This is a genomic window from Pseudomonas sp. NPDC087817 (assembly GCF_044742875.1).
GTDB lineage: Bacteria > Pseudomonadota > Gammaproteobacteria > Pseudomonadales > Pseudomonadaceae > Aquipseudomonas.
This window is the reverse complement of sequence record NZ_JBIUVJ010000064.1, coordinates 1-14,126: the sequence shown is the minus strand read 5'-3', so window position 1 is coordinate 14,126 and position 14,126 is coordinate 1. Positions and strand designations below refer to the sequence as shown.

Genomic DNA, 14,126 nt, shown 5'->3' with positions numbered 1-14,126 from the left:
TGTGGGTGCCGCCCACCAGCCACGCCAGGCACTGAAAGGTGAACGCATAGATGTGGTACAGCGGTAGCGGCGTGATCAGGATCTCGCAACCTTCATTGAGGTTGGAGCCCATCAGCGCCTTGCACTGCAACATATTGGCGACGAGGTTGCGGTGGGTCAGCATCGCACCTTTGGCCACGCCGGTGGTGCCGCCGGTGTATTGCAGCACGGCAACATCACCGCTGTCCGGGTTGGCTTCGGCCACTGGCTGGCCCTGGCCCTTGCTGAGCACGTCGTTGAACTTGACGGCTTTGGGCAGGTGATAGGCCGGGACCATTTTCTTCACGTACTTGATGACGCTGTTGATCAGCAGGCGCTTGATCGGCGGCAGCAGGTCGGCGACTTCGGTGACGATAACGTGCTTGACGCCGGTTTTCGGCACCACGGTTTCGGCCAGGTGCGCCATGTTCGCCAGGCACACCAGCGCTTTTGCACCGGAGTCGTTGAATTGGTGTTCCATTTCCCGCGCGGTATACAGCGGGTTGGTGTTGACCACGATCAGCCCGGCGCGGATCGCACCGAAGACGGCTACCGGGTACTGCAGAACGTTGGGCAATTGCACGGCGATTCGATCACCGGGCTGCAAATCGGTATGCTGTTGCAGATACGCGGCAAACGCACCGGACAATTCATACAATTCACCGTAGGTGATTGTCTTGCCCAGGTTGCTGAAAGCCGGTTTGTTGGCGAAGCGTTGGCAGGATTGCTTCAACACTGCCTGAATGTTCGGATACTCGTCTGGATTGATGTCGGCAGCAATTCCAGCCGGGTATTTATCCTTCCAAAAGTCTTCGATCATGGAAGCCCACTCCTCAGCAACGCGAATTCTTCACCGCATTTGATGCGATTATTATTGGTGTGTGTTTTGTATTGGTGAATCTGGCTTTTACATAGGCCGAGAAGTCACAAAGCGCGCCGAGAGTAGCAGCTTTGCCGAGGGTCGACTAGAGCCAAAAGCGGCCCCTACAGTCACATTGATGACTCAAGACTTTCTGGCAGTCATTTTAGAGCAAAAATCCTATATCACCTTGAAAGTCCCGGATTTCGGGGGCTTTCCTGTCAAAAGCATCGCGGGCAAGCCCGTTCCCACAAGGTCTGCATAGATCCCCGTGGGAGCGTGGCTTGCCCGCGATCCGCGCAAAGCGCGGCCATTCACCGATCAGGCGATATCGCGCAACTCACGCCGCAGAATTTTCCCTACAGGCGTCATCGGCAACGACTCACGCAACACAATGTGCTTGGGTACTTTGTACGCGGTGAAATTCTCTTTGCAGTAAGCCTTCAACTCTTCAAGGCTGACTCCGGTTTCCCGCGCCACCACAAACAGCTTCACCGCCTCCCCCGAACGTTCGTCCGGCACACCGATCACCGCGCAGTTGGCGACTTTCGGGTGGGCCATCACCACGTCTTCGATTTCGTTGGGGTACACGTTGAAACCGGAGACGATGATCATGTCCTTCTTGCGATCGACGATGCGCACGAAGCCGTCCGGATCGATCACCGCAATGTCGCCGGACTTGAACCAGCCCTCGGCATCCAGCACTTCGGCCGTGGCTTCAGGCTTTTGCCAGTAGCCTTTCATGATCTGCGGGCCTTTGATGCACAACTCGCCACGCTCGCCTAGCGCTTGTTCGACGCCGTCATCGTTGATCACTTTCAATAGCGTGCCCGGCACCGGTAAACCGACGGTGCCCAGACGTGACTGGTCGCCGTACGGGTTGGTGCAGGCCACCGGCGAGGTTTCGGTCAGGCCGTAGCCTTCAGTGATGCGGCAACCAGTGAGCTGCTCCCAGCGCTCGGCCGTGGCTTTCACCAACGCGGTGCCACCAGAGTTGGTGAGTTTCAGGCTGGAGAAATCCAGGGTCTTGAAATCCGGGTGTTCCATCAGCGCGACGAACAGGGTGTTGAGCCCCAGCAGCGCCGAAAACTTCCAGTTCTTCAGTTCCTTGATGAACCCGGCGATGTCCCGCGGGTTGGTGATCAGCACGTTGTGATTGCCGGACACCATCATGCACATGCAATTCGCGGTGAACGCATAGATGTGATAGAGCGGCAGCGGCGCGATCATCACTTCCTGGCCTTCACGCAGCAGCGGCTGCCCATCCGGCCCCAGTTGCGCGAGACAGGCGCGCACTTGCTGCATGTTCGCCACCAGGTTGCCGTGGGTCAGCATCGCGCCTTTAGCCAGGCCCGTGGTGCCGCCGGTGTATTGCAGCACGGCGATATCGTCGAGGCTGACCTTCAGCGGCTTGATCCCCAAGCCGCGGCCCATGCGCAATGCGCTTTTGAAGGAGATCGCCTGCGGCAGCGAATACGCCGGGACCATTTTTTTCACTTTGCTGACCACGGTGTTGACCAGCCAGCCTTTGGCGGTTGGCATCAGGTCGCCCATCTTCGCTTCGATCAGGTATTGAATGTCGGTGTCGGCCAGCACTTCCTGGACTTTCTGGCCGAACATGTTCAGGTACACCAACGCCCGCGCGCCGGAATCCTTGAACTGGTGGCGCATCTCCCGTGCGGTATACAACGGGTTGGTATTGACCACGATCAGCCCGGCGCGCAAGGCGCCGAACACGGCAATCGGGTAATGCAGAACGTTGGGCATCTGCACCGCGATGCGATCCCCCGGCACCAGATCGGTATGTGTTTGCAGGTAACCGGCGAAAGCGGCGCTCTGGCGTTCGAGTTCGGCATAAGTCAGGGTCACGCCCATGTTGCTGAAGGCCGGGCGGTCCGCGAACTTCTTGCAGGAACGCTCAAACACCTCGATCACCGACTTGAACTCACCCATGTCGATGTCCAGCGGTACGCCGGCCGGGCGTTTGTCATTCCAGAAATCAGGTTGCATTGTTCTTGTCCTCTTTACCTGAGCCGATCCGGGGCCGCGTTTCTGTCATTTCTCTTTCGTCCATTGAAAACAGAAAGCAAAAAGCGGAGCTTCACGGACACTAGCAGTTATGGCCAATCAGGCAAATAAGGGCACAGCCGTCATTGATCGTGTGAATCTTCCTGCCGTGGCGTGGGCTGATCGGACGGCGATCAACAGATGCGCTATACAATGCTTCGACTCTGAGCAAAGGAATCGCCATGATCCACGACACCCTATGGCTGGACGCGAGTGACCGCAGCCGCCTCTTCGTCAATCAGTGGCTGCCGGCCGCGCCATTGAAAGCGGTGATTTTGCTGGCCCATGGCATGGCGGAACACAGCGGTCGTTACGCACGGCTCGCCGACACGTTTTGCGACAAAGGCTATGGCGTATACGCGCCGGATCTGCGTGGACATGGCAAAACTGCCGATCACGGCACGCTCGGGCATTTCGCCGATGACGACGGCTGGTGCAAGGTGCTGGGTGACCTGGCCAGCCTCAACCAATACATCGGCCAGCAACATCCCGGCGTCCCGATCATTCTGCTCGGCCACAGCATGGGCAGCTACCTTGCCCAGGGCTATTTACTGCACCACAGCGCCAGCCTGCACGGCGCGATTCTCAGTGGTTCGAACTTTCAACCGGTGGCGCTCTATGGCGCCGCACGGCAGATCGCTCGCGTGGAAAAGCTGCGTCAGGGTGGCAAGGGGCGCAGCGCGTTGATCGAGTGGTTGTCGTTCGGCTCGTTCAACAACAAATTCAAACCAGTGCGCACGCCGTTCGACTGGCTCAGCCGCGATCCGGGTGAAGTCGACAAGTACGCCAGCGATCCGCTGTGCGGCTTTCGCTGCACCAATCAGCTGTGGATCGATTTGCTCGGCGGCTTGCAGCAAATCAGCAAAGCGTCCAATCTCGCCCAGATCGACCCGGGCCTGCCGCTGCTGGTAATCGGCGGCGAATGTGATCCGGTGAGTGAAGGCAAGCGTCTGACTGATCTGGCCAATGCCTTGCGCACGGCCGGCAGCCAAAACCTGCAACTGCAAATCTACCCGCAGGCGCGGCACGAATTGTTCAACGAAACCAATCGCGACGAAGTGATCGCCGATGTGCTGACCTGGATCGACCAGGCCCTGAGCCATCCGCGCCCTCACCGCAGCGAATAATTTTTTGTGGATTCATTTAATCCGTCACAGGAATCAAGACCGATGACCCAGGTTACCAACATCCCTTACGAAGCCCTCGAAGTCGGCCAGACCGCCAGCTACAGCAAGACCGTCGAAGAGCGCGATATCCAGTTGTTCGCCGCGATGTCCGGCGACCACAACCCGGTGCACCTGGACGCCGAATTCGCCGCCGCCAGCATGTTCAAGGAGCGTATCGCTCACGGCATGTTCAGCGGTGCGCTGATCAGTGCGGCGGTGGCGTGCGAGTTGCCTGGGCCGGGCACTATTTATATCGGTCAGCAGATGAGCTTTCAGAAGCCGGTGAAGATCGGTGACACGCTGACAGTGCGCCTGGAGATTCTCGAAAAGCTGCCGAAGTTTCGTGTGCGCATCGCCACCCGTGTGTTCAACCAGCGTGATGAATTGGTGGTGGATGGCGAGGCCGAGATTCTGGCGCCGCGCAAGCAGCAGACCGTGACATTGCCGACGTTGCCGGCGATCAGCATTGGCTGATTGATTTGTGGGGTGAGGGGGAAAGGGAGCCGATCTTCGTGCTTTTTAAAACCTGAGTTCACCTCAGATCGCTCAAGTCGGTGTATCTCCAACATCCATCTCGGTCAGTCCCCTCTCCCTCCGAGAGAGGGCCAGGGTGAGGGGCTTCTGCTTCTGCTTTCCCGGACACATAAAAAAACGCCAGACTAGCTGGCGTTTTTTGTGGGCTACGAACGCTTACGAGCGAGCGCGAGCCTGGTTACGCAGGGCTTTCACCTGATCGTGGTTGCGTTGTACGCCGTGGTACTGACGTTCAACCAGATCACGAATACCTACCAGATTGTGCTTGGAAATTTTCTCAAGCGCTTCTTTGTAAGCCTTCAGCGCATGGTCTTCACCGCGCTCGGCTTCGTTGAGCACCGCTTCTTCGTCTTTGCCGGTAAACATGGCTTTGACGTCGACCCAGCGACGGTGCAGGTCACCGCTGACGCTGGTGGAAGTTTCCGGATCGCCGCCCAGTTTGCGAACTTCCGCTTGCAGTTCAGCAGCGGCAGTGGCGCAGTCGGCAGAGCGAGTCACGAACAGGGTTTTCAGTTCAGGATGCTTGATGTCTTCAGCGCAAGTCTTGAACCCTTCCTGACCGTCCTTGCTGGTTTCAATCAGGTCATTGAGTACAGAGATGGCTTCTTTGTTTACGTCGGTCATTTTTCAATTCCTTGCGATCGGTTGAAGATGCAAGGGATATTGCAGAGTGCGTGCCAGTTTTTTTGCTGCCATCAAATCCTTATTTATCAACGACTTATAGATAATTGAACTATCTGTATTACGGTTATTTGCATGATCTGTCATTTGGCCTGCATGCAGAATGCCTGTATTTTCCAGTTTGATTTTGAATCCAGACGAAACCCGATGAATCCCGAAAAACTCGAACTGCTGATCACCCGTGAAATGCCCTTCGGAAAATACAAGGGCCGGATCATTGCCGACCTGCCGGGGCCTTACTTGAACTGGTTCGCCCGTGAAGGTTTTCCCCACGGCGAACTCGGTGGCTTGTTGGCATTGATGCAGGAGATCGACCACAACGGCCTGTCCGACTTGCTCGAACCGCTACGCGCCAAACACGGCAAACCTGCCCCGCGCCACTGAAGCGCCCTCCTCTATTTGAGCCCTGTCGATCATGCCCGATAACAGCCGCCGCGCCCGAGACGAAGCCTTCTGGCGAACGTTCGCTGATCGTTATGACGCTCACCCCGGCCCCGTGAACCTGGAAAACGGTTACTTCGGGCGCATGTCGCGCACGGTGATCGAGGAGTACCAACGCAACATCGAGCTGATCAACAACAGCAACTCGGTGTATGTGCGCCAACGCTTCGAGCAGCACGATAACCTCGACATCCGCGCGCAACTGGCCGAGTTGATTGGCGTGCGTGCGCAGAGCGTTGCCTTCACCCGCAATGCCACTGAAGGCCTGCAATCGTTGATCCGTAACTACAACCGCCTGCAACCGGGCGATCAGGTGCTGATCAGCGACCTCGAATACGACACGGTCAAAGGCGCCATGCGCTGGCTGGCCAGACATCGCGGTGTCGAGGTGATCGAGATCGCTCACACGCATCCGGCCAGTTTCGACAGTCTGCTGGAGACGTATCGCGAGACTTTTGTCCGTCATCCGCAACTCAAGCTGATGGCGCTGACCCATGTCACCCATCGCACCGGTCTGGTGATGCCGGTGCAGGCGATTGCGGCAATGGCCAAGGAACATGGCGTCGATATCATCCTCGACGGCGCACACGCCCTCGGTCAGTTGGAATTCGACCTCGAAGCCATGGGCATCGCGTTCGCCGGCTATAACCTGCACAAATGGATCGGCGCACCGCTGACCCTGGGCTTTCTTTATATCGCCCCGCAACGCCTGGCCGACATTGATCCGGACATGGGCGAGATGCACTACCCGAGCAATGACATCCGGGCTCGCACGTCCTACAGCACCCCCAATATTCCGGCGCTGATGAGCCTGCCGCTGGTGTTCGAGGAGCACCGATCACTGGGTGGGGCGGCGGCCAAAGGTGCGCGGCTCAACTACCTGCGCAATCTGTGGGTCAGCGCCGTACGGCACTTGCCGGGCATCGAGGTGATGACTCCGGACGACGCGCGTCTGTACTGCGGCATCACCGCGATGCGCTTCACTCGCCACGACGACCAACAGGTGATGGCCGAGCGGCTGCTGAAAGACCATAACCTGTTCACCGTGGTGCGCACCGGTGCAGCGTGCGGGCCGTGTATCCGTATTACCCCGGGACTGACCACCACCGCGACCGATATGCAGTTACTGACCCGCGCGCTGAACGAGCTGCGCTGAGACGGTTAGACAGTGTACTTGTCGAAGTCCTCGGGTTTGATCTGCGACGACGCCGCAAAGGTGTCGATGCCGATGGTCAGATGGCCGAAGTAGCCGTCCTCGTGCGAGTCACGGCCGATCGGCCAGACCGTCAGGATTGATGCTTCACCGTTCTGCCCGGCATAGAGGCTGTCTTCGATGTTTTGCAGCGGAGATGAAGCGCGCCCGCGATAGGCTTGTGCGTTGAGCACGGAACGTGAAACCACCTCGGGAAAGAACAATTGGCCGACCCAGGCGACGTTGCGTTCTTCCAGGTATTCGTTGCCGGCAACGATGCGCACCGCCACATGGATGTGCAGCGCGCGGCCGGCGTAGAAGCCGGGATAGATGGTAGTAAACCGCGCTCGCCCCTTGTGATCGCAGAACTGACTGCCACGCAGGTAAGTGTCATCGTCCGTGCGCGGGATCGAACCGATGGCCTCGACGTCGACCTCGGTGTCCGGGTTGAGCCGGCTCCAGCCGGAGTAGGCGCCTCGTGCATTGCAATGCCAGATGTCCACCAGAGCGCCGTTGACGGGCTCGCCGGTCATCGCATCGACAATGGTCAGGCGCAGGATCAGCGGCAAGCCTTCAGCGCCTTCGCTGATGTTGCGACGCAAGAGTTTGGGATTGCGAAAATACGGCCCGGCAATTTGTTCGGGGGCCAATTGATAAACCGGTTGTGGCGATGAGGCGGAGAAGTCTCGATCCATGACACGTGCTCTCTTCCATAAGAAGCACGCAGATTAGCGCCGGAAAAAACCGCTTGTGCGGTAACTATGTATCGCGGGATGTATTCGCCACTTTTTTCGGGGCAAAAAAAAACGGTGCACCGACCAAGCGCACCGTAAAGCCGTAGAACACACAACGAAGTGTAAGGTTGCTATCAGTCCAGCAGCGCCAATGCCTCGGCGGTGCATTCCTGAATACGGGCCCAGTCGCCGTTCTTGATCCACTCCGGATCAAGCATCCAGCTACCGCCCACGCACATGACGTTTTTCAGCGCCATGTAGCTCTTGATGTTGGCCGGGCCGACGCCGCCGGTCGGGCAGAATTTCACTTCACCGAACGGGCCGCCAAGGGCTTTGATTGCCGCCACGCCACCGCTGACTTCAGCCGGGAACAGTTTGAAACGACGATAGCCCAGACCATAGCCTTCCATGATGCCGGAGGCGTTGCTGATACCCGGCAACAGCGGAATCGGGCTGTCGACACTGGCTTCGAGCAAGTCGCGGGTGATGCCCGGGGTGACGATGAATTGCGAACCCGCCGCCTCAGCCGCTGCGAGCATGTTGCGATCGAGCACGGTGCCGGCACCGGTGACCAGTTCCGGACGCTGCTCGCGCAGGATCTGGATCGCCTTGAGGCCGAACTGCGAACGCAGGGTCACTTCCAGCGCGGTCTTCATCGAATCGATGATCGGGTCTTTCTGCAGGATCTCACGCGACACGTTCAGCGACAGGTCGTTGGAATCGACCACGCCTTTGATGAAGCGCAGGTACAGCGGCAGGAACGACTCAGCCTGATCCATCACGAACACACGCTGCACGTAGAGCTTCAGGCCTTTCGGCGCTTCACGCTGATACAGGTCGAACGGTGCGCGGGCCGGCACGTAAAGCAGCGAGCTGTATTCGAGCTTGCCTTCGACTTTGTTGTGGCTCCAGGCCAGCGGGTTTTCAAAGTCGTGGGCGATGTGCTTGTAGAACTCCTGATATTCCTCGTCCTTCACTTCAGTGCGAGGGCGGGTCCACAGGGCGCTGGCGCGGTTGACGGTTTCCCATTCAACGGCCGGGGCTTCTTCGCCTTCGGCAGCAGCCGCTTCTTTCGGCAGCTCGATTGGCAAGGCGATGTGGTCGGAGTACTTCTTGATGATGTTGCGCAGACGCCAGCCATCAGCGAACTCGTCTTCAGCCGCTTTCAGGTGCAGAACGATGCGAGTACCGCGCTCAGGTTTTTCGATGGTGGCGACTTCGAATTCGCCCTCGCCTTTCGACGACCAGTGCACGCCTTCGCTGGCCGGGGTGCCGGCACGACGGCTGTACACGTCAACCTGGTCGGCAACGATGAACGCCGAGTAGAAGCCCACGCCGAACTGACCGATCAGGTGCGAATCTTTCTTCTGATCGCCCGAGAGGTTCTTCATGAAATCGGCGGTGCCCGACTTGGCGATAGTCCCCAGGTGGGTGATCACATCGTCACGGTTCATGCCGATACCGTTGTCTTCGAGAGTGACGGTCTTGGCGTCCTTGTCGAAGCTCACACGGATTTTCAGATCTGCGCCACCTTCGAGCAACTCAGGCTTGGCCAGGGCTTCGAAGCGCAGCTTGTCGACAGCGTCAGAGGCGTTCGAGATCAATTCGCGAAGGAAGATTTCCTTGTTGGAATACAGCGAATGGATCATGAGGTGCAGCAGCTGCTTTACCTCGGTCTGGAAGCCCAGGGTTTCCTTTTGAGTTTCCACACTCATGGTCATCAAACTCCAATCAGATGGCAGTGGCCGTGACCCGAAATGGTCTACGGCGGGTTGTCATCTGAGTTTGGGGCAGTGTTCAGGATTTCAAGGGCTCTTCAATTTTGAAGTGCGCGCGGGCGGTGGCAATCGGTTCGCTTTCTGTGCTTTGCCAGGCCGTGACGGCAACGTTGGCCACCCGCCGCCCCTGGCGGCACACCTGACACTTGGCCCAGGTGTCGCGAAACTGCCCGGCGCGCAGGTAATCAAGGGAAAAGTCGATGATCTTCGGCACACCCGGCGCACCAGTGAAGATCAATAGATGCAACGCCGCTGCGAGCTCCATGAACCCGGCAATCACCCCACCGTGGATCGCTGGAAGTAAAGGGTTACCAATGTTGTCCTTGTTCGCCGGCAGCTTGAACAGCAGCTCGTCACCGACGCGTGAACATTCGATGCCAATCAGCCCGGCATACGGGATCAGTTTCAGCAACGGCGCATAGTCTCCCTGCGCATGAGCCTGTAGCAGTTGTTCCTTGAGGTCGTTGCTCATTGGCCTCCCCCCTTGATGGCGCCGCCGAAACCTTTTGTTCCTTTTATATTTTTGCCCATGCGCATGAAGGTGCCGACGACATGAGCGATCGGCTGCTCGGGATCATCCTGATAGGCGAAACCGCGAGCGAAGATCACATCGGTCGTCACTCGGTAGCACTGGGCAAAGCCGTAGACATCCTTATTGGGCTCGGCGGCGTGCATGTAATCGATGCGCAGGTCGAGGGTCGGGCAGACTTCGAATTCCGGCAGCACGCACAGGGTGGACATGCCGCAGGCAGTGTCCATCAACGAGGTGATCGCTCCGCCGTGAATGACACCAGTCTGCGGATTACCGACGATTTGCGGACTGTACGGCAGGATCACCGTCAGCCCCTCGCCTGAGGCGCTGTGCACCTTTAAACCCAACACTTGACAGTGACGCAACGCCGACAGAAATCGCGTCGCACGCTCAAAAACGGGGTTTTCGGCCATTTGATAATTACTCTCGTTAGAGCCTTTTGCCAGTAGTAAGGAATACAGCAAAAGTTCCATGTAAAAACAAACTTATATATCTGAAAGAAATGAGGAACTTAACGTTGCGGGCAACGTTCTTAAGGCCAGTAGTTATTTTCCATAAGGAGAAACACCCCATGCGTAAGACTTTAGCTATTGCCTTGATGTTGACCGCTTCCCTCGGTCTCGCTGCCTGCGATAAAAAATCCGAGGACAAAGCTCAAGATGCCAACCAACATGCTGAGCAGGCTCAGCAAGACATGAACAAAGCTCAGGATAAAGTGAACGACGCAGCAAAAGAAAACGCCGAAGCTGCCAAAGCTCAGGCTGAATCGAATCAAGCTGCTCAAGAAGAAGCCGCCAAAAAGCAATAATTTGCTTTTCGGTGTAAAAAAGAAAACCCGCCTAGTGCGGGTTTTCTTTTGCCTGTCATTTGTCGGTAATGCCGCTTAGAGCAGCACAGTTCTAAAAGTCGGACTAATCATCAGCAACAAAGAGCAAATCAGGCCCACCAGCCAGACCAGACTGCGCAGCTTTGGAATATCAGCCAGGTAGAACCACAAGTAGAGAATTCGCGCGATCACAAAGATGATCGCCAAGGCATCGATCAACCATCCCTGAGTCTGCGTCGTATGCGCCATCAGCACACCCACGGCGAACAAGATGAATGCCTCGATACTGTTCTGGTGCGCCGCCAGCGCTCTGGCCCCATAACCGCTGAGTTGCGCCTGCTGTTGGCGTGGCAGGTGGTTGTTGTAGCCGCCCTGCTCTTTCATGGCCTTACCCACCGGCAGGCGCGCGATATAGATCAACAGCGCACTGATAAACACACACCAGAACGGAATACTCATCAAACGACCTCTTTGTTTGCCTCGGGAATGGGCGCTTCTGTAGGGGTATAGACCATTACATCAAGAACGTCGGAATGAAACTCGCGGCGATACAACACCAGCACAACGCCAGCACTCATCAGCATGAACAGCCACGGGCTGACGAACCACGCCAGCATGGTCATGCCGAAATAATAGGAACGCAGACCAAAGTTGAACTGGTTGGCCGCCATCGAAATCACGCGAGCCGCCCGTGACGCAAACGCCTTGCGCTCCTGCTCCGACACATGCCGTTCACCCACCATCGGCGCCGACCCCACTAGCACGGCGGCAAAGTTGTACTGGCGCATGCACCAACTGAACGTGAAAAACGCATAGACGAACACCAGCGCCAGGCACAGCAACTTGATCTCCGACATGCCCTGTGAGGCCTGCTGCACCATCGGGATGTCAGCCAGCAACGACACCGCCCGCTCGGAGGCACCGAGCACGGTGAGAATACCGGCAAGAATGATCAGGGTGCTGGATGCGAAGAACGAAGCGTTGCGCTCCAGATTGCCGATCACGCTGGCGTCGGCAATGCGGTTGTCGCGCAGCAACATGCGGCGCATCCAGTCTTCGCGGTAGAGATGCAACACGCTGGCCAGACACGCGGTGTCGCGAGCCTTCCAGCTGGCGTAGCGGGTGTAACCGCCCCAGCAGATGACAAACCAGAGTGCGGCGAGCAGGTGGATCAGGTTGGCGTGGATGAACGACATGCGGGTCCCTGTGATGAATGGAAGCTGTTCCAGGTAAAACCTGTGCAGTGCTTCGACGTTAGCTCAGGGAAAAAGACACTGCCTGATGCCCATAAAAAATGCCCCGTATCGATTGATACGGGGCATTTCTGTTTAAGCGTTGCAAACCCGCTTGTGGCGGATCACGAAGCTTTAAGCAATGGCTTCGCTGCGCTTGCCCAGCAGACGATCGCAAACCACCGCGACCACCAGAGTCATCACACACGGCACCAGCCATGCCAGGCCCTGCTCGCTCAGCGGCAAGTGGGACAGTTGCGAAGGCATCCAGTCAGCGAGACCGGCGCCCTTGAGTGCATCAATGGTGCCGAACAGGAAGGACACCAGCATTACCGGCCCGAGAATACGGCCATGCTCATGCCAGAAGTCTTTGCAGAAGCTCAGTGCCACCAGCACGATGCATGGCGGATAGATCGCGGTGAGTACCGGGATCGAAAACGCAATCAGCTTGGTCAGGCCCAGGTTGGACACCAGCAGCGAGAACGCTGCCAGGATGATCACCAGCGTCTTGTAAGACAGCGGCACCACACCGCTGAAGTATTCGGCACAGGCGCAGGTCAGGCCAACCGCCGTCACCAGGCACGCCAGCGAGATCAGCACCGCGAGGAAACCGCTGCCCAGCGAACCGAAGGTGTGTTGCACATAAGCGTGCAGTACCGCCGCGCCGTTGGTAGCACCGACCGCGACTTCGTGGCTACCGGAACCGAGGCGGAACAGGCTGACATACACCAGCGCCAGACCGACACCGGCAATCAACCCGGCGATGATCGCGTAACGGGTGATCAGCGCAGGCGACTCGACGCCACGGGAGCGGATCGCGTTAACGATGACGATACCGAACACCAGGGCGCCGAGGGTATCCATGGTCAGGTAGCCATTGATGAAACCCTGGGAGAACGGTGCCGCCACGTATTCCGCTGTGCCTTGACCAATATCACCGGCCGGCAAGGCGAATGCCGCGATGCCCAGTACCGCCAGGGCGATGATTTTCAGCGGCGCGAGGAAGCGCCCCACGGTGTCCAGCAAACGGCCCGGGTAGAGCGAGATGAAGAACACCAGCAGGAAGTACACCGAGCTGTAGAGGAACAGCGCCAGCGGGCTTTCGCCGGTCAGCGGCGCCAGGCCCACTTCGAACGACACGGTCGCGGTACGCGGTGTCGCGAACAGCGGACCGACCGCCAGATAGCACGCGGCAGCCAGAATGCCGCCAGCGATCTTGCCGATCGGGCTGCTCAGCGCATCCATCGCCCCACCGACCTTGGCCAGTGCAACGACGGTGATCACCGGCAAGCCGACAGCGGTGATCAGGAAGCCCAGCGCCGCCATCCAGACGTGAGGTCCGGCCTGCAAACCGACGATAGGCGGGAAGATGATGTTACCGGCCCCGACGAACAGGGCAAATGTCATAAAACCCAGTGCCAGGATGTCCTGACCTTTCAAAACTTTCATTAAGGAAACCACACTCTGAATCGGAATTTAGGAGGGGATTTCCCTGTGGGGTTAGGGAAATGCTGTCGATCCGTATGGGATCAACCCGTTTAGCGCGTTGCATGCCTTGTGGGCGGCAGACGCAAAAATGGCTGCTAGCCTAACGAATTTGTCTGACAAACGCACTGTTTGGGGGCGAACTATCCGATACGCGACGTGTCTTTGTCGCGTTTACGTATCTATTTTTCCTACATGGAACTCTGTAGGTAGAGCACGAACCCTGTAGTGAGGGGATTTATCCCCGATGGGCCGAAGCAGCCCTGATTGAGAACTTCTAGCGCTTTTCGATTGGCTGAATACATCGGGTTTGGAGCCGCTTCGCAGCCCATCGGGGATAAATCCCCTCGCCACAGAAGCCCTCCTGTCCCTCTAAATGCCAGAAACGACAAAGGCCACCCGAAGGTGGCCTTTGTTTGGTAAAGCGTCAGCTAAGCACGAGGCTTACTTGACAGCCCAACCAGTCAGCTCGGCCAGGGCCTTGCCAATGTCTGCCAGCGAACGCACGGTTTTTACGCCTGCGTCTTGCAGAGCAGCGAATTTCTCGTCTGCAGTGCCTTTGCCGCCAGAGATGATTGCGC

14 protein-coding genes and 3 pseudogenes are annotated in these 14,126 nt (G+C 57.7%); 5 read left to right on the top strand and 12 right to left on the bottom strand.

Annotation, left to right across the window (positions count from 1 at the left end; translation table 11 throughout):
- Together ACIONG_RS25560 and fadD2 are read right to left on the bottom strand one after the other, a co-directional pair.
- Window positions 1-838 (bottom strand): AMP-binding protein (locus ACIONG_RS25560; protein ID WP_401303456.1); only part of this gene is annotated, 838 nt, incomplete at its 3' end.
- 360 nt (window positions 839-1,198) lie between these two features.
- On the bottom strand, window positions 1,199-2,887 hold the full coding sequence (gene fadD2 / locus ACIONG_RS25555; RefSeq protein ID WP_103304000.1) for a long-chain-fatty-acid--CoA ligase FadD2: 1,689 nt from the start codon (window positions 2,885-2,887) through the stop codon (window positions 1,199-1,201).
- 239 nt (window positions 2,888-3,126) lie between these two features.
- Between fadD2 and ACIONG_RS25550 the strand changes: the two genes are divergently transcribed.
- Both ACIONG_RS25550 and ACIONG_RS25545 read left to right on the top strand, forming a co-directional pair.
- Window positions 3,127-4,071 (top strand): alpha/beta hydrolase, encoded by a 945-nt coding sequence (locus ACIONG_RS25550; protein ID WP_103303999.1) that lies wholly within the window; start codon window positions 3,127-3,129, stop codon window positions 4,069-4,071.
- Between the two features lie 42 nt (window positions 4,072-4,113).
- Window positions 4,114-4,584, top strand: a complete 471-nt coding sequence (locus ACIONG_RS25545) for a MaoC family dehydratase (RefSeq protein ID WP_003227420.1) — start codon at window positions 4,114-4,116, stop codon at window positions 4,582-4,584.
- 216 nt (window positions 4,585-4,800) lie between these two features.
- On the opposite strand, the gene ACIONG_RS25540 is transcribed toward ACIONG_RS25545, so the two are convergent.
- Window positions 4,801-5,268: a PA2169 family four-helix-bundle protein gene (locus tag ACIONG_RS25540; RefSeq protein WP_103303998.1), complete on the bottom strand. Its 468-nt coding sequence runs from the start codon at window positions 5,266-5,268 to the stop codon at window positions 4,801-4,803.
- A gap of 204 nt (window positions 5,269-5,472) precedes the next feature.
- Between ACIONG_RS25540 and ACIONG_RS25535 the strand changes: the two genes are divergently transcribed.
- Together ACIONG_RS25535 and ACIONG_RS25530 are read left to right on the top strand one after the other, a co-directional pair.
- A complete protein-coding gene (locus ACIONG_RS25535; RefSeq protein ID WP_003227425.1) occupies window positions 5,473-5,709 on the top strand; it encodes a DUF3820 family protein in 237 nt (78 codons plus the stop codon).
- A gap of 31 nt (window positions 5,710-5,740) precedes the next feature.
- Entirely contained in the window at window positions 5,741-6,922 is a 1,182-nt protein-coding gene (locus ACIONG_RS25530; protein ID WP_401303453.1) for an aminotransferase class V-fold PLP-dependent enzyme, read from the top strand.
- A 5-nt stretch (window positions 6,923-6,927) separates the two neighbouring features.
- Here ACIONG_RS25530 and ACIONG_RS25525 read toward each other — a convergent pair whose 3' ends face one another.
- The 5 genes and pseudogenes from ACIONG_RS25525 to ACIONG_RS25505 all read right to left on the bottom strand — a co-directional run bounded on the left by ACIONG_RS25525 (window position 6,928) and on the right by ACIONG_RS25505 (window position 10,415).
- Entirely contained in the window at window positions 6,928-7,653 is a 726-nt protein-coding gene (locus ACIONG_RS25525; RefSeq protein ID WP_315445620.1) for an intradiol ring-cleavage dioxygenase, read from the bottom strand.
- Window positions 7,654-7,826: 173 nt separating this feature from the next.
- A pseudogene (locus tag ACIONG_RS25520) lies at window positions 7,827-8,342 on the bottom strand (bifunctional 4-hydroxy-2-oxoglutarate aldolase/2-dehydro-3-deoxy-phosphogluconate aldolase); the annotation flags it as partial.
- A pseudogene (htpG, locus tag ACIONG_RS25515) lies at window positions 8,334-9,407 on the bottom strand (molecular chaperone HtpG); the annotation flags it as partial. The pseudogenes ACIONG_RS25520 and htpG, both read right to left, overlap by 9 nt.
- An 82-nt stretch (window positions 9,408-9,489) precedes the next feature.
- Window positions 9,490-9,942 carry a PaaI family thioesterase gene (locus tag ACIONG_RS25510; RefSeq protein ID WP_103307277.1) on the bottom strand — a complete coding sequence of 151 codons (453 nt, stop codon included), beginning with the start codon at window positions 9,940-9,942 and terminating at the stop codon, window positions 9,490-9,492.
- Window positions 9,939-10,415: a PaaI family thioesterase gene (locus tag ACIONG_RS25505; protein ID WP_401303483.1), complete on the bottom strand. Its 477-nt coding sequence runs from the start codon at window positions 10,413-10,415 to the stop codon at window positions 9,939-9,941. The genes ACIONG_RS25510 and ACIONG_RS25505 overlap by 4 nt, the downstream gene beginning before the upstream one ends.
- 158 nt (window positions 10,416-10,573) lie before the next feature.
- Between ACIONG_RS25505 and ACIONG_RS25500 the strand changes: the two genes are divergently transcribed.
- Window positions 10,574-10,810, top strand: a complete 237-nt coding sequence (locus ACIONG_RS25500) for a hypothetical protein (protein ID WP_007962865.1) — start codon at window positions 10,574-10,576, stop codon at window positions 10,808-10,810.
- Window positions 10,811-10,885: 75 nt separating this feature from the next.
- Here the strand turns inward: ACIONG_RS25500 and ACIONG_RS25495 are convergent, their stop codons facing one another.
- The 4 genes and pseudogenes from ACIONG_RS25495 to ACIONG_RS25480 all read right to left on the bottom strand — a co-directional run.
- A complete protein-coding gene (locus ACIONG_RS25495) occupies window positions 10,886-11,287 on the bottom strand; it encodes an MAPEG family protein (RefSeq protein WP_103307279.1) in 402 nt (133 codons plus the stop codon).
- A complete protein-coding gene (locus ACIONG_RS25490) occupies window positions 11,287-12,024 on the bottom strand; it encodes a DUF599 domain-containing protein (protein WP_103307280.1) in 738 nt (245 codons plus the stop codon). The genes ACIONG_RS25495 and ACIONG_RS25490 overlap by 1 nt, the downstream gene beginning before the upstream one ends.
- A gap of 171 nt (window positions 12,025-12,195) precedes the next feature.
- Window positions 12,196-13,509 (bottom strand): branched-chain amino acid transport system II carrier protein, encoded by a 1,314-nt coding sequence (gene brnQ / locus ACIONG_RS25485; RefSeq protein WP_103307281.1) that lies wholly within the window; start codon window positions 13,507-13,509, stop codon window positions 12,196-12,198.
- 480 nt (window positions 13,510-13,989) lie between these two features.
- Window positions 13,990-14,126: pseudogene (locus ACIONG_RS25480) on the bottom strand (succinate--CoA ligase subunit alpha); the annotation flags it as partial.